The 21,757-nt window shown below is 68.2% G+C and carries 16 protein-coding genes; 6 read left to right on the top strand and 10 right to left on the bottom strand.

The window, feature by feature from the left end:
* Positions 1-6 precede the first annotated feature (6 nt).
* Positions 7-1,185, top strand: coding sequence for a low temperature requirement protein A (locus tag B9Y82_RS09195; protein ID WP_100472632.1), 1,179 nt, complete (start codon positions 7-9; stop codon positions 1,183-1,185).
* Here B9Y82_RS09195 and B9Y82_RS09190 read toward each other — a convergent pair.
* The 8 genes from B9Y82_RS09190 to B9Y82_RS09155 all read right to left on the bottom strand — a co-directional run bounded on the left by B9Y82_RS09190 (position 1,182) and on the right by B9Y82_RS09155 (position 11,353).
* Positions 1,182-2,621 (bottom strand): hypothetical protein, encoded by a 1,440-nt coding sequence (locus B9Y82_RS09190; protein WP_100472629.1) that lies wholly within the window; start codon positions 2,619-2,621, stop codon positions 1,182-1,184. The genes B9Y82_RS09195 and B9Y82_RS09190 overlap by 4 nt on opposite strands.
* A gap of 16 nt (positions 2,622-2,637) precedes the next feature.
* Positions 2,638-4,125, bottom strand: coding sequence for a DUF6384 family protein (locus B9Y82_RS09185; RefSeq protein ID WP_100472626.1), 1,488 nt, complete (start codon positions 4,123-4,125; stop codon positions 2,638-2,640).
* 13 nt (positions 4,126-4,138) lie between these two features.
* Positions 4,139-5,335 (bottom strand): cell surface protein, encoded by a 1,197-nt coding sequence (locus tag B9Y82_RS09180; protein ID WP_100472623.1) that lies wholly within the window; start codon positions 5,333-5,335, stop codon positions 4,139-4,141.
* A 323-nt stretch (positions 5,336-5,658) separates the two neighbouring features.
* Positions 5,659-6,300: a response regulator transcription factor gene (locus B9Y82_RS09175; protein WP_100472620.1), complete on the bottom strand. Its 642-nt coding sequence runs from the start codon at positions 6,298-6,300 to the stop codon at positions 5,659-5,661.
* Positions 6,293-7,348, bottom strand: a complete 1,056-nt coding sequence (locus B9Y82_RS09170; RefSeq protein ID WP_100472617.1) for a sensor histidine kinase — start codon at positions 7,346-7,348, stop codon at positions 6,293-6,295. The genes B9Y82_RS09175 and B9Y82_RS09170 overlap by 8 nt, the downstream gene beginning before the upstream one ends.
* A 111-nt stretch (positions 7,349-7,459) precedes the next feature.
* Positions 7,460-8,200 carry an MgtC/SapB family protein gene (locus B9Y82_RS09165; protein ID WP_100472614.1) on the bottom strand — a complete coding sequence of 247 codons (741 nt, stop codon included), beginning with the start codon at positions 8,198-8,200 and terminating at the stop codon, positions 7,460-7,462.
* A 30-nt stretch (positions 8,201-8,230) separates the two neighbouring features.
* Positions 8,231-10,990, bottom strand: a complete 2,760-nt coding sequence (mgtA, locus tag B9Y82_RS09160) for a magnesium-translocating P-type ATPase (RefSeq protein WP_100472611.1) — start codon at positions 10,988-10,990, stop codon at positions 8,231-8,233.
* Between the two features lie 63 nt (positions 10,991-11,053).
* The gene (locus tag B9Y82_RS09155; RefSeq protein WP_006447714.1) at positions 11,054-11,353 is read right to left on the bottom strand and encodes a hypothetical protein; all 300 of its coding nucleotides are present in this window, start codon (positions 11,351-11,353) and stop codon (positions 11,054-11,056) included.
* Between the two features lie 401 nt (positions 11,354-11,754).
* Between B9Y82_RS09155 and B9Y82_RS09150 the strand changes: the two genes are divergently transcribed.
* The gene (locus B9Y82_RS09150; protein ID WP_238381574.1) at positions 11,755-12,192 is read left to right on the top strand and encodes an autotransporter outer membrane beta-barrel domain-containing protein; all 438 of its coding nucleotides are present in this window, start codon (positions 11,755-11,757) and stop codon (positions 12,190-12,192) included.
* 81 nt (positions 12,193-12,273) lie between these two features.
* Here B9Y82_RS09150 and pip read toward each other — a convergent pair whose 3' ends face one another.
* On the bottom strand, positions 12,274-13,221 hold the full coding sequence (pip, locus tag B9Y82_RS09145) for a prolyl aminopeptidase (protein ID WP_100475203.1): 948 nt from the start codon (positions 13,219-13,221) through the stop codon (positions 12,274-12,276).
* A 114-nt stretch (positions 13,222-13,335) separates the two neighbouring features.
* Here pip and B9Y82_RS09140 point away from each other — a divergent pair, with 114 nt between their 5' ends.
* Positions 13,336-14,001, top strand: coding sequence for a TraX family protein (locus tag B9Y82_RS09140; protein ID WP_100472605.1), 666 nt, complete (start codon positions 13,336-13,338; stop codon positions 13,999-14,001).
* 123 nt (positions 14,002-14,124) lie between these two features.
* Entirely contained in the window at positions 14,125-14,550 is a 426-nt protein-coding gene (locus B9Y82_RS09135) for an organic hydroperoxide resistance protein (RefSeq protein WP_100472602.1), read from the top strand.
* Between the two features lie 46 nt (positions 14,551-14,596).
* Here the strand turns inward: B9Y82_RS09135 and B9Y82_RS09130 are convergent, their stop codons facing one another.
* Positions 14,597-15,289: a hypothetical protein gene (locus tag B9Y82_RS09130; RefSeq protein ID WP_238381573.1), complete on the bottom strand. Its 693-nt coding sequence runs from the start codon at positions 15,287-15,289 to the stop codon at positions 14,597-14,599.
* Positions 15,290-15,667: 378 nt separating this feature from the next.
* Here B9Y82_RS09130 and B9Y82_RS09125 point away from each other — a divergent pair, with 378 nt between their 5' ends.
* Together B9Y82_RS09125 and B9Y82_RS09120 are read left to right on the top strand one after the other, a co-directional pair.
* Complete coding sequence (locus tag B9Y82_RS09125; protein WP_100475202.1) at positions 15,668-18,337, top strand: ATP-binding protein; 2,670 nt, start codon at positions 15,668-15,670, stop codon at positions 18,335-18,337.
* Positions 18,338-18,369: 32 nt separating this feature from the next.
* The gene (locus B9Y82_RS09120; RefSeq protein ID WP_100472596.1) at positions 18,370-21,753 is read left to right on the top strand and encodes an ATP-binding protein; all 3,384 of its coding nucleotides are present in this window, start codon (positions 18,370-18,372) and stop codon (positions 21,751-21,753) included.
* Positions 21,754-21,757: the final 4 nt, after the last annotated feature.

Genomic DNA, 21,757 nt, shown 5'->3' with positions numbered 1-21,757 from the left:
AGTTCCATGAGTCCCCGACTGCGCCTGCCCGCGCTGCGCCACCGCGATGGCCATCATGCCCGCGTGACCTACGAAGAACTGTTCTTCGATCTGGTCTACGTGTTCGCGGTCACCCAGCTCAGCCATCACCTGCTGCACCACCTGGACATGGCCGGCGTGATGCAGGCGCTGGTGCTGTGGTTCGCGGTCTGGCTGGGCTGGCAATACGCCTGCTGGGTCAGCAGCTGGTTCGACCCACAGGCACCGCGCATCCGCGGGCTGCTGTTCGCCACCATGCTGCTGGCACTGCTGATGTCCTCGTCCATTCCCGAGGCGTTCGCCGATCGCGCCTGGATGTTCGCCGGGGCCTACGCCACGATGCAGGTGGGGCGAACCGCGTTCGTGCTGTTCGAGGTCGGTGGCAACCATCCACTGGCGCCGAACTTCCGCCGCATGCTGGCCTGGGTCAGCGTCTCGGCCTGCTTCTGGCTGGCTGGTGCCGCGGCAGAAGGCAATCTGCGGCTGGCACTGTGGGCGGTAGCCGTGGCCTGCGAGTACATCTCGCCGATGTTCGGATTTGCGTTCCCGGGCATGGGGCATTCGCGCACCCGCGACTGGACCATCGAGGGCGGCCACCTGGCCGAACGTTGCCAGTTGTTCGTCATCGTCGCACTGGGCGAGACGTTGCTGGCCACCGGTGGCGTGCTGAGCGAGGTCGAGCACTGGAGCCTGCAGGTGGTATCCGCGGTGCTTGCCACCTTCGCTGGCACGATTGCCATGTGGTGGCTGTACTTCGGCATCTCCAGCCGCGATGCCACCGAGGCCATCACCCATGCCGAAGACCCCGGGCGGATGGGCGCCAACTTCCACTACGTGCACGCGCTGCTGATCGCCGGCATCATCGCCACGGCGGTGGGCAACGATCTGGTCATGGACCATCCGGCGGCGGCCGTCACCCCGGTGTACGCCACCGTGATGGTGGCGGGCCCGCTGATCTATCTGCTGGGCAGCGCGCTGTACAAGCGCGTGGTCTATGGGCACGCGCCGCGCTCGCACCTGCTGGGCGCCGCCGCGCTGCTGGTGCTGTGCCCGCTGTTGCCATGGATGCACCTGCTGGCCGCCGGATGGCTGACCAGCCTGGTGCTGCTGGGCGTGGGACTGCTGGATACGCGGCTGAAGCGGCGCACCCGGCAGGTGCAGGGCTAGAAGCCGCCGCCAGTCTTGAAGCCACCGCCACCGCTGATGCCGCCGCCGCTGTGGAAGCTGCTGCCGCTGGAACTGGAACTGGAACTGGAACTCGATCTCGAGCTGGAACTTGAACGTGAGCCCGAACGAGAGCTGGAACTGCTGGATCCGCCCGCAAGCAGGTCGAACAGGCTGCCAGAGGAGCGGGGGACGCTTCGGCTGCTGGGGGTGCTGAAGAAGGACGCGGCGACGGTGGCGGGGGCGGCGGCGCGGTAGCTCGGCGCCTCGTAGGCCTGGCGTTCGATATCCGCAGCGGCCTGGTAGCTCCTGCGCGCAGCCTGCAGGCTGTCCAGGCGTTTCTTCAGTGTGGCCATTTCGCGGGTGTGCTCAACCACCAGGCCGTCGATCTCGCCCAGGCGCAGGCGACTGCCATGGATGCGTTCGAGCACGGCATCGTCGTCGCCGGAGGCGGTGGCGGCAACGCGGCGGTACAGGTCGTCCATGCTCTTGGCCGACAGCGTGCGCGCCAGCGCGGTCAGCAGGGCGCTGCCTTCGGCATCGGTCCAGCTGCGGAAACCATCGATCTGTGCCTGCTTGGCATCCACGGTCTGCCGATGCAGTTGCTCGGCCAACAGTGCCTGCGCCACGGCGCTCTGCGCCGCGTGCAGCTGCTGGCGCAGCGGGTCGCCACCGGCGTGGGCGAGGGCGGCGTCGCGGGCCTGCTGTACCGGCTGGCGGGCGGTCTCGACGTCGGCACGGGCCCGTTCGGCATGTTCCTGCAGATAGGGCGGAAGCTCGACCAGCGTGGCGTACTCGCGGCGGGCGCGGTCGAAGCCGCACAGCTCGGCCAGCCAGCCATCGACGGTGCGCACCAGCGGCCAGCCCCGATAGGCCGCGCTACCGAAGCTGCGTCGGTGCAGGTACATGAAGATCGGGTCGGCCTGGTAGGCGCCGGCCTTGGCATCATGCTCCGACTGCGCAGAGGCGGCCATGCGCTCCACGGTGCCGGCACGCGCCTCGGCCAGCTGCAGCTCGTCCTGCAGCACCCTGTAGGTGGGTTCGGCTGCCAGCGTGGTGCCCACCTGGTCCTGCAGGGCCTGCCACTGTCCGCCGGCGGCGTCGCGTGCGGCAACGGCCTCCTGCGAGCGCTGCTGCAGCGAATGTTCGATGTCCAGCAGCGCCTGCAGCTCGTCGGCCAGCACCGCCGCTTTGCGATCGCGGCGTTGCAGGTCGGCGCTGGACTGCTGCAGCAGGTCCCTGGCCACCACCGGCGGCGAATCAGTGGCGGCTTCGGCCTGCAGCCGGGCCAGTGCATTGAAGTCTTCGCGGACCCGGCCGTGCAACGCTTCCTGTTCCTTGATCAGCTCCCGGCACTGGTCGCCACGCGCGGCCAGTTGTGCCTGCACCTGGCCGATATCGGTTTCGACATCGGCAATCGCATCGTTCAGATCTCTCATGTCAGTTCCTTGCCCATCACCATTCGGTGATGTAGCCGCCGGTGGCGGGCATGCGGAAACGCGGCGACAGGCTGCCGCGCGGCTTGCTGCCGATCTGGTCGTCTTCGATGATGCCGTTGTCCTGCTTGTCCTCGGCAACCCGGTTGTAGGTTGCCTCCGGCACGCGTACGGCGAACAGCGAGGCCCATTCGTCCTTGCCGGTTTCCTCATTGCGGATCAGCAGTTCGGTGGCCTTGCCGGCCTCGTCCAGCGCTTCGGTCACCAGGTAGTAGTTGCGGCCACCGTTGGCCTTTTCGTTGTAGCGCCAGACGCCGGTGCGCTCATCGTCGCGGTTGACGATGCGGTAGACCAGGGTCTGCGACAGCAATGCCACCAGCTGGGCGACCTCGTCCATCGCCGGCCCTGCCTCGGCCAGTGTCTCGACGCGGACCAGCCGGGCAGCCTGGTCCAGCGCACGCTCGAAGCGCTTGCGGTCTTCCCCGCCGACACCGGTGGCGAGGCCATCGGCCTTGAGCTGGGCCAGTCGCTCGTTCAGCGCGGCCAGTTTGTCGGCACTGCCGATCAGGTCCTTCAGGGTGGCCACCGCCTGGCCGGCAGCGGCCATGTCGCCGGCGCGAAGTGCGACGTCGCCGCCGGTGTAGGCACGTGCGCGTACCTTCTCGGCGTCCGGCGCGAGGCGTGCTGCTTTTGCGGCCGCGTTGGTGGTGTCCAGCAGTTCGCTGGCATCGATGGCCTGGCCGAGTGTGGTCACGCGCGCGGTCAGCGTGGGCAGGGTTTCCCTGGCCTGCGCCAGCAGGTGCGCGGCGGCCTGCCGGTGCTGCTCCACCTGCGCGGCTGCCTGTTCGCCGGTGGCGCTGCCGCCGCTGCTGATACGCGTGAGCTTGTCCTTGCGGATCAGGGTGGGCAGGTCCGCCATGGCGGCGGGCACGCCGGCAAAGCGACGCTGTGCTTCGGCCAGCGCGGCCTGTGCGCCTTCGGTCAGCGGCTGCAGGCGCTCACCGCTGGCGGTGGCACGGGGCACCAGCCCCTGCAGGGCCTGTTCCTGTGCGGCCAGCAGGGCGCGCGCTGCAGCAGCCTCCTGTTGCTGCGCGGCCACCTTGTCGTTCAGCACCTGCACGTTCTTCTGCACGTTGCTCTCGTGCACGAACGCGCCGAAGCTGCGCGCCATCACCAGCAGCATGCCGAGCACCAGCAGTACCAGGGCCGCCAGCAGCGCCCACTTCAACAAGCGGGCCCGATCGATCCAACGCCGGGCCAGCCAGGCCTTCCAGCCACGCGGCGCGGCATAGAGGTAGCGCTGCTCACGCTGGGCCTGGATGCCGGCCTCGAGGATCTCGTCGGAGACCTCGATGCCCTGCGAGCGGTACAGCTCAAGCAGGCGCTGCTTCAGCGTCGCCTTGTCATGGCCGCTGTCGGCCAGCGCCTTCATCTCGGCATTGCGGTAGCGCAGCTGGTCGACCACATCCATGGTCAGCAGCGCATCCTGCAGCTCGGCAGGAGCCATCGTCGCACTCACCTCAGCGCGACTCCGGGCTCGGCGGTGCCTGCAGCAGTGCGGCGAAACGCTGCTTGCCCTGTTCGACATACTCGGCGATCTCGGCCGAATCACGGGTGGCCTGGCTGCGCAGCTGCTCGATTTCCTGCAGCGAGGTCTCCTGGAAGCGCACCACCGCATCAACCAGCTTGCGCACCGAATCGACACCGATGGTAGCGCCGTAACCAGCCTTCAGGCCATCGTGCAGTATGTCATCGCCGATGTTGGCCACCGCTTCCAGGCCCTTGGAGGTGCCCTCGGTCATCGCATTGAGCGCCTGCGTGGACTCGTGCAGGCCCATCTGCGTGGTGAAGGCCAGGTTCAAGGCGGTGAAGCTGGTTTCATTGGTGGAGAAGAACACCACCGAGCGCTCGTTGACGCGGCGCTTCACCTCGTGCGACTGGTGCACGCGCAGCATGATCGCCTCGGAGGTGGCGTAGTTCACCTGCAGGTTCTCGGCCAGGTCCTTGGCCAGCTGGTAGCGCGACTCCTCGGCCTGGTTGTTGCGCAGGGCCTCATCGCGGGCCATTACCAGGCGGCCGGTATCGGCGGCATCAGCGGCCGGATCGGCCGATTCCACGCGCTGCTGCGCCTGCTTCAGCGCTTCGCGCGCATCGGCCAGCACCTGCTCCTGCAGCTTCAGCAGTTCATGCGCCTGGATCTCGGCATCCTTGATCGACAGGCGGAAGTCGCCGTACATCTCCAGCACGCGCGATTCGCGCTGCAGCTGCTCGGCCGAATCGCGGCTGACCTCCAGGAACGTACGGCGGATCTTCTCGAACCGGCTCGGGATGTCACCGCGGGTGACCTTCATCCACAGGTTCTGAAGGCGCTCGCCCATGTCGATCCTGCCGTCGCGCACCTGTTCGACCATGGCGCTGGCGTCGTCGCGGATGCTGTCGAAGGCGCGGATGATCTCCGTATAGCGATCGGACACCTTGGCCGAGCTGATTTCATCACGCATCACGGCATTGAAATGGCCGGACTGCTGCAGCACGCGGGCAATGGCCACCACGCGGCCCTGGTCGAGGGTGGACAGCTGCGAAACCAGGGCGATGGCCGGTGCGTTGTTGTCCTGCGGGGCAGCCAGGCCCAGGCTGCGCAGCGTGGCCATGGCGCGCTCGAGGTACTTGATCGGCGCGGTAGCGGCCGGCGTGGCAAGAAGAGTGTTCTCGGGCATTTCGACGGCTCCGGTCAGGGCAAACGATGAAGAACCTGCCGCGCGGAACGGGCAGGGTGCTGCGAAACGAAGGGGAAGGGGCGCGGCGGCCGTGCGCTGCACGGCACGACAGCCCGGGCGAGGGCGGCTGGCCCGGCAAGGGCGAGGATGGCGTCCTGTTCAAGCATGGTGCATTCCCTGCAGATCGCCCCCCTGGCGATTCCGCGCCCATTGTAGCGGTGGCGGCGGGCAGGTGAAGCCCTACCGATGGCAGGGGGGAGCAGCGTTGGTGCGCAGGCCGGTGCCGCCGCCGTCGACTGCGCGCAGCATCGCGGCGTGGATGTTCATGGCGTGCCCGCCTGCAGTCGGTCGTACATGCGTACCAGGTCGACCAGGGTGCGTGCGCCCATCTTGCGCATCACCTGCGCGCGGCGCACCTTCACCGTGATCTCGCTGACCCCGAGGTCGCCGGCGATCTGCTTGTTGAGGCGGCCGCGCACCACGCCATCGACCACCTCGCGCTCGCCCGCGTTGAGCGTGTTCCAGCGCTGCTGCAGGGCATCGAGCGCCTCGCCGTCGCGACGGCGCTGGCGGTCGATCTCGATGCCCTTGTGGATCGCATCCAGCAGTTCCTGGTCACGGAACGGCTTGGTCAGGAACTCGATGGCACCGTCCTTGATCGCGTTGACGCCCATCGCAATGTCGCCGTGGCCGGTGATGAACACCACCGGCAGCTGCAGGCCGTGGCTGCCCATCGTCCGGTGGAACTCCAGGCCGCTCTGGCCGGGCATGCGCACGTCCAGCACCAGGCAGGCCGGTGCGTCCTCCAGTTCGTATTCGAGGAACGCCTGGGTGGAGGCGAAGGCCCGTACCTGCAGGCCCATCGAGGCCAGCAGGTCTTCCAGCGCCGCGCGCACCGACGGATCGTCGTCGATCACGTAGACGATGGGTGCCGGGTCGGCGATGGGTGCAGCGGGCTTACGCATGGGGAGAATCCGTGGCGATGGGCAGGTCGAACACAAAGCAGGCGCCGCCACCTGCCGGTCGCTCAGCGCGGATCTGGCCGTCATTGGCCTCGATCATCGAACGGCTCAGGCTCAGACCGAGACCCAACCCGTGTGATTTGGTGGTCCAGAACGCATCGAACACGCGCTCGGGATGGTCGGCGGGCAGGCCGACACCGCGGTCGCGCACGCTGAGGCTGATCCGCTGTCCATCACGCTGGGTCAGCAGCGACAGGCGGCGGTCGGCAGGCGGCACTGCTTCCATCGCGTCCACCGCATTGAGGATCAGGTTGCCGATCACCTGCTGCACCTGCACCCGATCGGCCTGCACCAGCGGCAGGTCGGCATCGAGCAGCAGGGCCACGGCCACGCCGTGCTGGTCCAGTTCACTGCGCGACAGCGCCAGCATTTCCTCCACCGCCTGGTTCAGGTCGAAGGCGCGCCGTTCCGGTGCGGCACCCTGGGTCAGGCCACGAATACGGGCGATCACGTCACCGGCACGATGCGCATCGGCCAGGATGCGGGCCACGGTCTGCCGCGCCTTGTCCACGTTCGGCGGGTCCTGTGCCAGCCAGCGCTGGCAGGCCTCGGCGCTGCTGGCGATGGCCGCCAGCGGCTGGTTCACCTCATGGGCGATGGAGGTGGTGAGCTCGCCCACGGTGGAGGCGCGCGCCACGCGCAGCAGGCGGGCCTGCGCTTCCTGCACGGCGGCCTTGGCCGCTTCCATGTTCAGGGCGAGGTAGGTGGTGATGCCGATCACCAGCATGCCGATCACCGAGTTGACCAGGCCGATGCGATAGGTGCCGAAGCGGGTCAGGAAGAAGCTCAGCCCGGTCAGCGCGATGCAGGCGATGGCCAGCGTGATCAGCCCGCGCGCGCTCAGCACGCGCGATGCCGCGAGGATGACCGCTGCGTAGAAGCAGGCAGCGGCGACGGCGTAATCGGTGACGGTGTCGATCAGGAAGATCGCCGCCATCACGACGATCAGGGCCAGCAGCACCAGCGGGCGACGGGGCGACAGCGATGGCATCGGAACGGCTCCCGGGCGTGGGTGGAAAGGATAGCAAAGCCGCCTTGGGCAGGTGCCGACTCCTGGTGGGTGCCGACCGTTGGTCGGCACAACCTCGGATAGCCCACCACGCTACTCCTCCAGGCTGGCGTTCCAGAATCCCTGCAACACCCCGGGCGTCGTCGCCAGCGTGGCCAGCACCGCATCCAGTTCACCGGCATCGACGGTGGTGGCATACAACACCGCTTCGATCTCCACGTCGCGCTCGCCGAACGGGCGCTGGTCCACCGCGCGCACCGGGTAGTGCGCCTGTTCCAGCAGCAGCAACAGCCGGTCCAGCACTTCGGCCTGCTGCTCACGCTGGCAGACCACGTTGATCGCATAGGTCGCCTCGCTGAACGCCTCCGGCAGCGGTTGCCGCTGGATGCGGTTCACCACCGGGCGCAGCAGGGTGTTGGCGGCCAGCACGAACACCGCCGCCAGCACCGCCTCCGGCAGCAGCTTGATACCCGCGCAGGCGCCCACTGCCGCCGAGCCCCACAGCGTGGCGGCGGTGTTCAGGCCGGATACCTGCGCGCCGTCCTTCATGATCGCGCCCGCGCCGAGGAAGCCGACGCCGGAGATCACATACGCCACCACATGCAGCGGCGAGGGCGGCCCGCCGTACAGGTCATGGAAGCGCACGGCCAGGTCGACGAACACCGCTGCACCCACCGCCACCAGCGTATTGGTACGCAGGCCGGCGGTGCGTTGGCGCAGCTGCCGTTCCAGGCCGATGACCGTGCCCAGCACGAACGCCACCGACAGGCTGATCAGCGAGCTCAGGGTTGCGCCGGCGTTGAACGCCGGCAGGTTCGGATTGATGTCGAGCATCCATTTCTCCCTGGACAAGGCGGCGGGCGCTTACTGCCAGCCGTAGCGACGGATGTAGAATTTCTTCAGTGCGGTGGTCAGCACTGCATAGCCGAACAGGATCGCCACCAGGAACGGCCAGTAGCCGGTCGGCAGGGCCTGCAGCTTGAAGTAGCCGGCCAGTGGGCTCATCGGCAGGGCCACGCCGATGGCCATGATCAGGCCGGTCATCACCAGCAGCGGCGGCGCGGCGATGCTCTGCAGGAACGGCACCTTCGGCGTACGGATCATGTGCACGATCAGGGTCTGGGTCAGCAGGCCCACCACGAACCAGCCGGACTGGAACAGGCCCTGGTCGGCCGGCGTGCGTGCATCGAACACGTACCACATCAGTGCGAAGCAGCTGAGGTCGAAGATCGAGCTGATCGGCCCGAAGAACACCATGAAACGGCCGATGTCCGCCGGGTTCCACTTCAACGGCCTGCGCACCAGCTCCTCGTCCACGTTGTCGAACGGAATGGCGATCTGCGAGATGTCGTACAGCAGGTTCTGCACCAGCAGCTGCAGCGGCAGCATCGGCAGGAACGGCAGGAAGGCCGAGGCCACCAGTACCGAGAACACGTTGCCGAAGTTCGAGCTGGCGGTCATGCGGATGTACTTCAGCATGTTGTTGAACGTGCGCCGTCCCTGCACGACGCCTTCCTCCAGCACCATCAGGTTCTTTTCCAGCAGGATGATGTCGGCGGCTTCCTTGGCGATGTCCACCGCGCTGTCCACGCTGATGCCGATGTCGGCCGCGCGCAGCGCCGGTGCATCGTTGATGCCGTCGCCGAGGAAGCCGACTACCTTGCCCTGCGCGCGCAGCTCGCGTACCAGGCGCTCCTTGTGCAACGGCGTCAGGCGGGCAAACACGCGGTGATGGTACAGCGCCCGCGACAGCGCGCCGTCATCCATGCGCTCGATCTGCGGGCCGGTCAGGATGGTGTCGGCCTCAAGCCCCACCTGCGCACAGACGCGGGCGGTCACCAGCTCGTTGTCGCCGGTGAAGACCTTCACCTCCACGCCATGCGCGGCCAGCGCCTGCAGCGCCTGTGCAGCCGACTCCTTCGGCGGGTCCAGGAAGGCCACGTAGCCGACCAGGGTCAACCCGCACTCGTCCGCCTGCGAATAGGTCGTCTGGCTGGCGGCGGTTTCCTTCATCGCTACCGCCACCACGCGCAGGCCCTGTTCGTTCAGTTCCTCGGTGGTCTGCCGCACGCGCGCCAGGCGGCGCTCGTCCAGGGGCATGTCCTGGCCGTTCTCGCGCACCGTGCTGCACACAGCCAGCATCTCCTCCACCGCGCCCTTGCAGATCAGCTCGTGGTGGTCCTCGCGCTCGGACACCACCACCGACATGCGGCGGCGCTCGAAGTCGAACGGAATCTCATCCACCTTGTGGTAGTCCTGCGACAGCCGCAGCGAACTCTGCAGTTCCACGTGTTCGAGCACCGCGCGGTCCAGCAGGTTGATCAGGCCGGTCTGGAAGTGGCTGTTGAGGTAGGCGAACGTCAGCACGTCCTCCGAATCGTGGCCGAACACATCGGTGTGGCGCTCCAGTGCGATCTTGTCCTGGGTGAGGGTGCCGGTCTTGTCGGTGCACAGCACTTCCATCGCGCCGAAGTTCTGGATGGCGTCCAGGCGCTTGACGATCACCTTGCGCCGCGACAGCAGCACCGCGCCCTTGGCCAGGGTGGAGGTGACGATCATCGGCAGCATTTCCGGGGTCAGGCCCACCGCCACCGACAGCGCGAACAGGAACGCCTCGGTCCAGTCACCCTTGGTCCAGCCGTTGATCAGCAGCACGAACGGGACCATCACCAGCGCGAAGCGGATCAGCAGCCAGCTGACACTGTTGACGCCGGCCTGGAAGGCGGTGGGCGCACGGTCGGTGGCGGTGCTGCGCTGGGCCAGGGTGCCGAAGTAGCTGCGGTTGCCGGTGGCCAGCACCACGGCGGTGGCGGTGCCGGACACCACGTTGGTGCCCATGAACAGCAGGTTGTGCTGCTCGAGCAGGCCGGCCAGGCCATCGCCCGGGTGCGCGAACTTCTCCACCGGCAGCGACTCGCCGGTCATCGCCGCCTGCGCCACGAACAGGTCCTTGGCGGTCAGCACGCGGCAATCGGCCGGAATCATGTCGCCGGCCGACAGCACGATGTGGTCACCGGGCACCAGCTCACGGATCGGCAGGTCCAGCAGGCGTGCCGGGCGACGGCTGTGCAGGTGCGCGCCGAAGTACTGGTCGGCCACATCGGCCGCTTCGGTACCGGCACTGCGGCGCAGCACGCGTGCGGTGTTGCCGACCAGCGCCTTCAAGCGCTCGGCGGCACGGTTGGAGCGGCCTTCCTGCACGAAGCGGATCAGCGTGGACAGCAGCACCATCGCACCGATCACGATCGTTGCCTTGAGGTCCTCGGTCAGCCAGGACACCGCCGCCAGCACGGTCAGCAGCAGGTTGAACGGGTTGCGGTAGCACTGCCACAGGTGCCGCCACCACGGCAGCGGCTTTTCGTGATCCACCTCGTTGGGGCCGAGCGTGGCCAGCCGCTGCTCGGCCTCGTGCGGGCTGAGGCCATCGGCATGCGATTCCAGCGTGGCCAGCAGCTGGGTTTCATCCTGCTGGGCAAGGGTGACCAGCCCGGTGGTGAGCGCGAACGGCGCGGCCTCGGCGCTGCCCGGGCCGAAGCCGGCTTCGGGCATCGCGCGGCGGCGGAACAGGTTGCCTGCGCGACGGCTGCGCAGGAAGGCGTTGAACCAGGCGTTGAGCAGGCTCATGGGACTCTCCTCGAATGTCAGAGCCGGCCGGGGCCGGAACACGAACGGAACGGACAGAACAGGTCAGGCGTGGCGCATCGCCAGCACCGCGGGCGACCACGGCTGCATGTGCAGGCGCTGGCTGCCGCCGATGCACAGCGGCTTCATCGCATCGCGCAGCGGGTAGGGCAGGTGGCGCAGCACATTGATGCGCTCGCTGATCGGCAGCAGTGACAGCGCGTCGGCCACCACGCGAGGCGAGCCGAGCGACAGCGAACGGGCGAACATGACCGGGCCGTGCTGCAGCAGCTGGCTGCGCAGGGCGGCAACATCGCGCTCACCGATCAGGCGGCGCAGGGTGATGTAGAGGATCTTGTAGGACATGGGGGTGATCTCCAGGCAAGCGGCACCTGGCGATCCCCCGTCACTCAGGCAGGCAGGGACCGGCGGGCAGGCGCCAGGAACAGGCAACAAGCGGGCATCCGGGGCGCGGTGCGCCCGGCCGGGTCGGGGTCCATCTGCGTCTCCATGAAGTGGGAGTGCCGGCCAGGGTTGCCCAGGCCAGTGGCGCTATTGTCCGCCTCTGAATGGGGCAGTCCTAGAGGCTCGTGGGTTAGCCCGGCTATACGTTGGTATATGCATGGGGCAGCGCTTGCGCCGGCCCATTGCCGGAGCGCATGGCGCGCTCCTGTTTCGAACCGGTCTGATGGAAGCGTGCCGCTGGCGAGCTGCAGGTAAGCGACGGCCTTGTCGCCCTCACGACCCCTGAGGCGGCGGAGAATACCGTGGACGGCGGCTGTATTGCGCCGGTCTGGCGGGGAGCGTCGGCAACGCTGTTCGTGCAGCCGCAGGTGCAGCTCATCTACACCCGGTTCCAGGCCGGGCAGCATGTGGAACGACAAGGCACGACGGTCGGCAATGCCGAGGCGGGTGGTCTGGGCGGGCGCATCGGCGCGCGCGTATTCGGCCACTCAACGGCACTGGGCAACCGCGTGCAGCCCTATCTGGGCGTGAACTGGTTGCGCGGTGCAGCCACCAACGCGCTGAATTTCAATGGCCAGACCCTGGCCGCCGGCAATTCGCGCGACCGCTATGAAGTGCAGGGCGGCGCCGAGCTGGAGCTGGGTGGACGCGTCGGCGCCTGGGGCGGAATGAGCCTGCAGCGCGGCGGCCAGAACTACCCCAATGTCATCGCGCAGGCCGGCATCAGGGTGGCCTGGTAAGGCGACACAGGGCAGGGTGGCGGAAAGGCCGCCCTGCCTGCCAGCAGCCGTCGACTGGCAGTCGACGCTACCAAGTCGGCATCAGAAGCGGTCGGCAAACGCATCCGTCGCGCGCACCAGCGCATCCACCGTCGCCGGCTCATTCGCGCTGTGGCCGGAGGTCACCATCTCCAGCCTGGCTTCCGGCCAGGCCTTGGCCAGGTCCCAGGCGCTGCGCGGCGGGCAGATGATGTCGTAGCGGCCCTGCACGATCACGCCGGGCAGGTGGCGGATGCGATCGATGTTGCGCAGCAGCTGGTCCGGTTCCAGGAAGATGCCGTTCCGGAAGTAGTGCGCTTCGATGCGGGCCTTGGCCAACGTGTCCAGCGGATCATCGGTGGACACCGCATCCACGTCATGCTGCAGGGTGGCGGCGTTGTCCTCCCAGCCCAGCCAGGCCTGCGCGGCGGCGATGCGGGTGGCCTCATCGGCGCTGTCCATGCGCGTCCAGTAGGCCGCAATCATGTCGATGCGCTCATCCTCCGGGATATGGGCCTCGTAGCGGTCCCAGCGTTCCGGGAAGATCCAGCGCGCACCACCGCTGGTTTCCGCGAACCAGCGGTTCTCCATCTCGCGGCCGAGGAACACGCCGCGCACGATCAGGCCGGTGGCGCGTTCGGGATGGGCCTGGGCGTAGGCCAGCGACAGGGTCGAGCCCCAGGAGCCGCCGTAGACCAGCCAACGTTCGATGCCCAGGTGCCCGCGCACCTTCTCGATGTCGGCCACCAAGTCCTGCGTGGTGTTGTCGCGCAGCTCGCCGAACGGCGTGGAGCGGCCGCTGCCACGCTGGTCGATCAGCACGATGCGGTAGCGCGCCGGATCGAAGAAGCGGCGGTGCGTGGGCGAAATGCCCGCACCCGGACCGCCGTGCAGGTACACCACCGGAATGCCCTCCGGCGTGCCGCACTCTTCAATGTGCAGGGTGTGCAGATCGCTCACCGGCAGGGTGAACTGGCGGTAGGGTTCGATGACGGGGTACAGCGTGCGCATGGCGGGCATCTCACAAACAGAGGCCGCCAGCATAGCGCCGCCGCCTGCGGCCTGCAGTGGCGTGCGCCTTCCCGGCGCTGGAAATGCGCTGGCCGATGCGCATAAGCTTCCGCGATGCAAGCGACCACGACAGGGACGTCCACGCTCAGACCCACGCTCAGCAGCGGCGGCCGCGAGCTGCTGAAGTGGCTCGCGCTGCTGGCCATGACCGGCGACCACGTGGCAAAAGTGGTCTACGGTGGCTACCTGCCGGTCGTGAGCGAACTGGGGCGCATCGCGTTCCCGCTGTTTGCGCTGGTGATGGCCTGCAACCTGGCCCAGCCGGGTGCGGACCTGCGCAAGTCGATCAGCCGTTTGGCCGCATGGGGCGTGATCGCGCAGCCGTTGCATGCACTGGCCTTCGGTTACTGGTTGCCGCTCAACATCCTGCTTGCCTTCGCGCTGGCTGCGGTGGCCGTGCATGCGCTGGCCAGTAACCGCCCACTGCTGTTGCTGCTTGCTGCTGGCATGGCGCCGATGCTGGTGGATTACCAGTGGGCCGGCGTTGGCTTCGTGCTGCTGGGCTGGCTGGCGTTCCGGCATCGCGCGTGGTGGCTGTTGCTGGTCGGCTGGGCGGCAGTGTGCTGGGTCAACCACAATGGCTGGGCGCTGCTGGCCATCCCGGTTGCGTTGGCGGTGGCGCGCGTGCAATGGCGGCTGCCGCGCTGGCGCTGGGCGTTCTATGGGTATTACGTCGGGCATCTGGCGCTGCTGGCCGTGTACGTGCATCTGCACGGTTGAGTGCGTGCGTGGCGGCTGCAACGCTATCGTCGCTGTCCGATGGAAGGCCTGCCTGCCGGGGTAGAGGATGGAACGGTGGCGGGACAGACCGCCACCTGTCCACTCAACCCACCGGAGCATTGCATGAGCATCGAATCGATCCTGTACTCAGCCCAGGCCACCGCCGTCGGCGGGCGCGAGGGCCGCGCCACCTCGTCCGACAAGATGCTGGACATCGCCCTGTCCACCCCCGCCGAACTGGGCGGCACCGGCGGCACCGGCACCAACCCGGAACAGCTGTTCGCCGCCGGCTACTCGGCCTGCTTCCTCGGTGCGCTCAAGTACGTGGCGGGCCAGGAGAGCATCGCCATCGGCGATGATGCTTCCGTGACCGGCCGCGTCGGCATCGGTGCGGTCAGCACCGGCTTCGCCATTGACGTTAAGCTGACCATCTCGCTGCCGGGCGTGCCCACCGTGCAGGCCGAGGACCTCGTGCGAAAGGCACACGTCGTCTGCCCGTACTCGCATTCCACCCGCAACAACATCAACGTATCGCTGATCATTGCGTGATGAAGCCCGCCGCAGCACGGAAACGTGCTGCGGCCGGTTGCGGCGGCTACCTGTCCAGGTCAGCCCAGTCATGCGGGGCAGTGGCAAGAAAGGCAAGCGCCGCAGCCCGGAGCGAGGCGGCGCCGCCGGCCATCGACTCGGCGCCGAATTCGCCCAGCACGTGCAGTGTCCCGGCCTCGCTGTCATCACAGCGGTGGCCCAGCAGCAACACGGGCACCTGCGCCAGGCGGGCAAGCCGCAATGGCCCAGGCTCGCGGCCATCTCCGCTCCAGGGGTCGAGTTTGGTCACCACCGAGGCGCCGCGTCGAAGATGGCGCCAAGCCTGGCCGGACTGCCCTGATTGCCCGATATCCAGGCGATGGCCCTGCCGCTGCAGCGCCGCCAGCACGCGATGGCGAGGTGACCCCTGCCGGTGGTAGGTGCTGATGAAGTAGTGTGACGGCGCGCCCGGGCGATCCAGCAGCGCCGCCATGGCCAGCTCCATGTCGCCGCTGGGCAGTATGCAGATGACCCGTCGCCGGCCGGCGGCGGCGGCCCACAGCGCGAGCGGGTCGTGCCACCTCATCGCACGCAGCACGTCCTGCTGGGCAGGGAACGGCAGATGCCGCAGGCGATGGAACCTGGCCTGGCGGATCCAGCTGGTGGCCAGGAAACGCGCGGCCAGCCGGGTTGCTGCGGAGGATTTGTGGCCCAGCTGCTGCAGCGCTCCGAGGGCGCGAGTGTGGCGATGCGGTTGCAATCGGGGCCCGATCCAAGCGAAGGCCTCTTCCGCCATGCGGTTCTGCATCCGCGGCGGCAGGCAGGGAAGCAGGGCCGCGCCCACCCGCAGGCTTGCACGGTGACAGGCATGGCCAGCCATCAGGCGCACTGCCCAAAGGCGTTCGCGGCTCCATGCAGACTTCATCGCGATGTCCTCGACAACGGGGGGAGCATCAGCGTCCCCAGTCCCGGCCCTCACAGGAACAGGACAAGTTCGAAATGTGGGCAGCGCCCTCTGGTGGGATGAATGCGTCATGCATTGGCGCGTTTTTGGATCTTGTCCTACATCGGCTGCCAGCCCTGCCGCGCATGCTGGCGCTCCATTCTTCCCGCCGCGCGCTTCCCGTCGCTCGATGCCATGCCCTCTGCGTCGCCGTCCCCTGCAGATTCCCTGCGCCGCCTGCACACCCGTGCAGGGCCGGGCGCCGTGGACGCCGGTGAGCTGCAGGCGCTGAAGCAGTATCCGCGCCGGCTGATGCTGGCCTGCGGCGCGGTGTTGAGCCTGCTGTCGCTGAGCGTGCTGATCACCCTCATCGTGGTCCAGGTCAATGGGTACGAGGCCCGGCGCATTGCCGAATTCCGCCGCGCCCACACTGCGCTGCAGATCCAGCTTGCGCGCCAGGACGCCAGCTACGCCCGCCTGGCGAACATGGCCGAGTACGCCTGGGACCGCAACATCCAGCTCGGTGACGCCAGCGCCGACGATCTGCGCCGTGCCTATCTGCAGGGTGGGCAACGGCTGGTGGTGGTGGCCGATGACAGCAGCCGCCCGCAGATGGCGCTGGGCCTGGACACCGCCCAATGGCGCCCCCGGGAGCTGGAGCGCTACCTGCAGCTCACCACGGCGGTGTCACTCATCCAGCGCCTGACCGCCACCAGTGGCGAAGGTGAGCCAGCCAGCGCCTCCTATTTCTTCGATCCCAGCGGCCAGTACCTCTCCCTGGACAAGGGCCTGACCGAGCGCAGCCTGATCAGCGCGCTGGCGGCCACTTCGCGCCGCGAAGTGTTCGAGCACCTGCGTGCACCCGCCCAGCTGCTGGCTCCGGCCTCCGGGCACGACCAGGTGCCCCTGCTGGAGAGTGTCGAACGCAGCGACAGCCCGCGCAGAACGTTCGGCCGCCACCCGATCACCGGCGAGCCGTCGCTGGTGTCGGTGTTCCAGGCCAGCGTTGCCGCTGCGCCCATCGCAACCTTCGTGGCCTACGAACCGATGGCCCGCCTGCAGGCGCTGCTGCGCCGGAACAGCCAGGGCCATATCGCGCTGCTGGATCGCGATGGGCTGCGGGTGCTGGCCTCCGATGACGTGGGCGGCGCGCCTGGCCATCGGGCGGATACTGACTGGGTGCTGCTGGGCGATGCCACCCGTGCGCGCTTCCACAACGGTCGTTTCACCCTGGCGTTGCCGGTCACCGGTACGCCGTGGACGCTGGTGGAGACCTACCGCTGGGGCGACATCCTGCGTGACATCGCGTCGATGCTGCTTACCGGCGTCGCCTGCCTGGTGGCCGCGCTGGCACTGCTGTGGTTCCTGCTGCTGGGGCTGCACCGGCGCATGTATACCCCGGCGTTCCGCCAGGTGAAAGCCATCTACGCCCGCGACCGCCGGTTGCGCCTGCTGCTGGAGCACGTGCCGGTGGGCGTGGCGCTGCTGGAGGCGGGTACCGGCCATGTGCAGGATTGGAATGGACCGCTGCAGCGCATGGACCGGGCCGCCGGTGGGCGGCTGATGCCGCAGCTGCGTGAGGCGATGATGCAGGCCGACGTCCGCCACGGTGCGGTGAAGGTGGAGGGCGAGCTGCCGCTGGCCAACGATCCGCAGCAACGGCTGTCGCACCGCACTCACATCCACTCCGGAGGGGACGCCTGGCCGGGTGGCGTGCTGCTGATGGTAGAGGACATCAGCCACGACAGGCGCGAGCTGCAGGCGGAGCAGAAGCGGACCGCAGAAGCAGAAGCCTGCAGCCGCGCCAAATCGAATTTCGTGGCGGCGATGAGCCATGAGATCCGCACGCCGCTGCACGGCATCATCGGCCACCTGGAGCTGCTTGCACGCAGCCCGTTGCAGGCCGAGCCCGCCGAACGCGTGTTGCGCCTGCGCCAGTCTGCCGATTCGCTGATGGACGTCATCACCGACGTGCTTGATCTATCGCGTATCGAGTCGGGCCAGTGGACGCTTACCCCTGAGCGCTTCTCGCCATCGGCGCTGGTGGAGCGCGTCGCCGTGCTGTACGCCCCGGTGGCACAGGCCAAGGGCCTGCAGCTGGATTGCGTGGTGGACGCTGATGTACCCGCTGCCGCGGTCGCACCGATGGCGGCCATCGAGCGGGTACTGCGCAATCTGGCCAGCAACGCGCTGAAGTTCACCGCCTCCGGGCGGGTACAGCTTCGCGTGTCCCACCAGCAGAGCGGGCAAGGCCAGTACCTCTGCCTTGAGGCCACCGATTCCGGTATCGGCCTGAGCGCCGCCGAGCGGGAGCGGTTGTTCCAGCCCTTCGTGCAGGCCGGGCCGGATATCGTGTCGCGCTTCGGCGGCTCCGGCCTGGGGTTGGCGCTGTGCCAGCAGCTGTGCCAGCGCATGGGCGGGCGGATCTGGGTGGAAAGCACGGCAGGGGTGGGCAGCCGGTTCGTGGTCGAGGTGCCGTTGTTGACGTCGATTGCCATTCCGGTGCCGTTGCCGCTGGCCGGGCAGCGGATCAATCTGCTGGCCGCGCCCGGGCCATGGCGTGGGGAACTGGAAAGGCGGCTGCGCAGCTGGGGCGCGTACGTGCATCCCATACACAGCCCAGCGGCGGATGCGGCGCCGGCGGCGGCGTGGTTGCTGTTCGAGGCGCCGGACGAAGACGCCCGCTGGGTGTGGCGCAGCGGTCAGCCGTGGGTCCGGGTCTGCCGCGAGGGGCCCTTGCGCCCGCAGCCAGCGCACGGTGGCTGGACGGTGTCCTGCTATGCCAGTGAAGCCCTGCGCCAGGCACTGCTGCAGGCGCTGCGCCGAAACGAGTCAGATACGCCAGCTACTGACGCAATCGGATAAATTGCATGGGCACCCACCTCAGGATCACGTTTATGGCAGGTACTGAAGCCGCGCAGCGCCCTGGCGGTCCGGCGGTTGCCGCGCGCCTGGACGACCTGCGGCGGTTGCGCCGCCGCCTGCTGTTCGGCGGCGGTGCCCTGATCACGGTGCTGGTACTGTTGGCCGCCATCGTCAGTTCCATTGCCGATGTGGAAGAGTTCCATGCCCGCGAACGGCAGTCCTTCCTGGAGGCCCGCGCGGCGCTGGACTACTTCCTCTACCAGCGCGACCGCGCCTACGCCACCTCGGTCAATGGCAACGACGTGCTGTGGCGCGACCAGCGCCCCGCGCTGACCGCGGTCGGAACCCCCCTGGCCGAGCGCTTCCACGCCCAGGGCGCGGAAGTGGTGGTGCGGGCCGAAGGGCGTACCGCCGTGCCATGGCTGGTGCTGGGCGCCCGTGACAATCCGTTGCCGCCCGAGGAGCTGAAGGCCTACCTCGGCATGATCGACATCTACTCGGCCTACACCGCCGATTCGATCACCTCGCAGGATGCGCCCGGGCCGGTGGCCATGTTCGCCTACGAGCCGCAGGGGCGGCTGCTGGCCGTGTCCAACATCCGCGACGAGGCCCAGCTGCTGCAGACGCTGGGCGTGGCCACCCGCCAGCAGGCCTTCGCGCGGTTGCTGCGTGACGAGCCCGAGGTACGCAAGCTGCTGCCACGCCCGGGCCCGATCCGCTCGGCCTCCCGCGAGGGACGGTTGCTGTCGCGCTTTGCAGTCAACCCGCTCAACGGCCAGCGGTCGCTGGTCGGCGTGGTGACCATGGCCGAGGGCACCACGCCGTACTTCCGGCGCGTGGTGTTCGAGTCGATCGACACCATCAAGGCCCGGCTGGAGGCGCGCGAAGAAGGGCGCTACCTGGTGATGGCCGGCAACCGGCAGGTGGTGCTCAGCAGTGGCGGCTTGACGCTCCAGGAGCAGGCGCTGCTGTTGGGGGCGCTGCCCGGCGCAGCGGCGACCAAGCCCGCACGACAGCATGCGCAGGGGCGCTTCATCCTCAGTTGCAGCCTGCCGGGCGTGGACTGGACGCTCAGCCACGTTTACGACTGGTCGGACATCTGGAAAGCGCAGGGCCCTTATCTTCTGGCGCGCAGCCTCAGTGCCCTGGTGATCATCGGCCTGCTGTGGTGGCTGCTGCTGCGCATCGACCGCCGCGTGTTCAAGCCCGCACTTGCTGACGCATCACGTGTGTATGAGAGCGAGGCGCTGAGCCGCGCCATCATCGGCACCGCGCCGATCGGGCTGGCGCTGATTGCCCGCGACACAGGCATGCCGCTTCTGCAGAACGAAACTGCACGGCAGCTGGTGGGCGACCAGGCCGATGAAGACGGCAACGCAATCGCAACGCTGTATGCGCGGTTGGCCGAGCTGGGGCGCAGCAGCCATGGCGAGGAGGCGTTGGAACTGCAGTGGTCACCCGAGGAAGAGGGCGCCGGCACCCAGCTGCAGATCAGCATGGCGCTGGCTACCTACCACCACCAGGCCGTATGGGTCTGTGCCCTGCGCGACGTGACCGCCCAGGTGGAGCTGGAAGACACGCTGCGCCGTGCCCGCGAGGATGCCGAGGCTGCTCGCCAGGCCGCCGAAGCGGCCACGCGTGCCAAGTCCGCCTTCGTCGCCACGATGAGTCATGAGATCCGTACCCCGCTCAACGGTGTACTGGGCCACCTGGAACTGCTGGCCCGTTCGCCCCTGCAGCCGGGCCAGCGCGAACGGCTGGACCGCATCCGCTTCTCCGCCGACGCACTGATGCGGATCATCAGCGACGTGCTGGATTTCTCCAAGATCGAAGCCGGGCAGCTCGATGTGGAGCCGGCACCGTTCGCCCTGCGCCCGCTGATCGAAGGCGTCGCACTGCTGTATGCGCCCGATGCCCTGCGCAAGGGCGTGCGCCTGTTCTTTGCGGTGGACGCGCCGGCCGGGCAGGACTGCATTGGCGACGCACACCGCATCCGCCAGATCCTCAACAACCTGGTCAGCAACGCGGTCAAATTCACCGAATCCGGTCGCATCATCCTGCGGGCCGAAGTGCAGAATGTGGACGGCAAGGGCACGCTGCTGCGCGTGCAGGTGGTCGACTCCGGCATCGGCATGAGCCCGCAACAGGCCGGGCAGCTGTTCCAGCCGTTCCAGCAGGCCGATGCCAGCGTCTCGCGCCGCTACGGCGGCAGCGGCCTGGGCCTGGCGTTGTGCCAGCAGCTGGCGCAGGCGATGGGCGGGCAGGTGGCGGTGGAAAGTACCGAGGGCGTGGGCAGCAGCTTCAGCCTGCTGTTGCCGGTGCGCCTGCAGCCCGCCGCAAACCCGGCGTCGCAGCCGCTGCGTGGGCAGCGCATCACCGTGCTGTCGTCCACGCCGGAGTGGCGCAACGAGATCGGGCGGCTGCTGACGGAGTGGGGCACCGAGCCCGTGCTGCTGGACGCCCCGCAGGCCGACGCGACGGGTGACGTGCTGCTGATCGTGGGCGACCACCGGCCGTGGACCCGCGAGGAGGAACAGCACCTGTCCGCGTCCCATCGCCACGTGGTGTTCGCCCATGCACAGGGGCCGTTGACCCCCGAAGTGCGCGGCGACCGTACCGAAGTGACCTGCTATGCCAGCGACGCCTTGCTGGCCGCCATCGGCACGGAACCGCACAGTGCATCCTCGCTCCCGCCAGTCGAGCAGGCGCCAGCACCACGCTCGCGCGGGCGCGTGCTGCTGGTGGAAGACAACGCCGTCAATCGCGAACTGATCCAACAGCAGCTGGAAGAACTCGGCTACGACGTGGATGCCGCCGAAGACGGTGCCGCCGCACTGGCGGTGTGGCGCAACGACGCCTACGTGGCGGTCCTCACCGATATCAACATGCCGGTGATGGACGGCTATGCGCTGGCGCGCGCGCTGCGCCAGCGCGGGCAGTCGCTGCCGATCCTGGCCATCACCGCCACCGCACTGGCCAGCGAACGTGAGCGCTGCCTGGCGGCGGGCATTGACGACCTGCTGCTGAAACCGCTCAATCTGGATCGGCTGGAAGCCGGGCTGGGCAAGGCCAGCAAGGCGGCGGTTGCGCCGGTTTCGCCCGCGCCTACGCGTCGTGCATCCAGCAGGGTATCGGCGGCCATCCGCCGCCTGTTCGTGGAAACCGGCGACAAGGATCTGCAGGCCATGACCGAAGCGCGTGCGGGCAACGACATGCAACGCCTGCTCGATCGCGTGCACGCCTTCAAAGGGGTGCTGCAGATGCTGGGCGAGCAGTCGCTGGGCGAACACTGCGGCGAGGTGGAACAGGCGCTGCGCGACGGCCTGGCAGTACCGCCATCGCAGCTGGATGCATTGCAGGCGGCGTTGCGGGCATGCCTGGATGACTACCGGCACGAACTGGAGCAGGAATCGTGACCTG

This window comes from Stenotrophomonas maltophilia (assembly GCF_002799155.1).
GTDB classification, from domain to species: domain Bacteria; phylum Pseudomonadota; class Gammaproteobacteria; order Xanthomonadales; family Xanthomonadaceae; genus Stenotrophomonas; species Stenotrophomonas maltophilia_R.
This window is presented reverse-complemented; position numbering and strand designations above follow the sequence as displayed.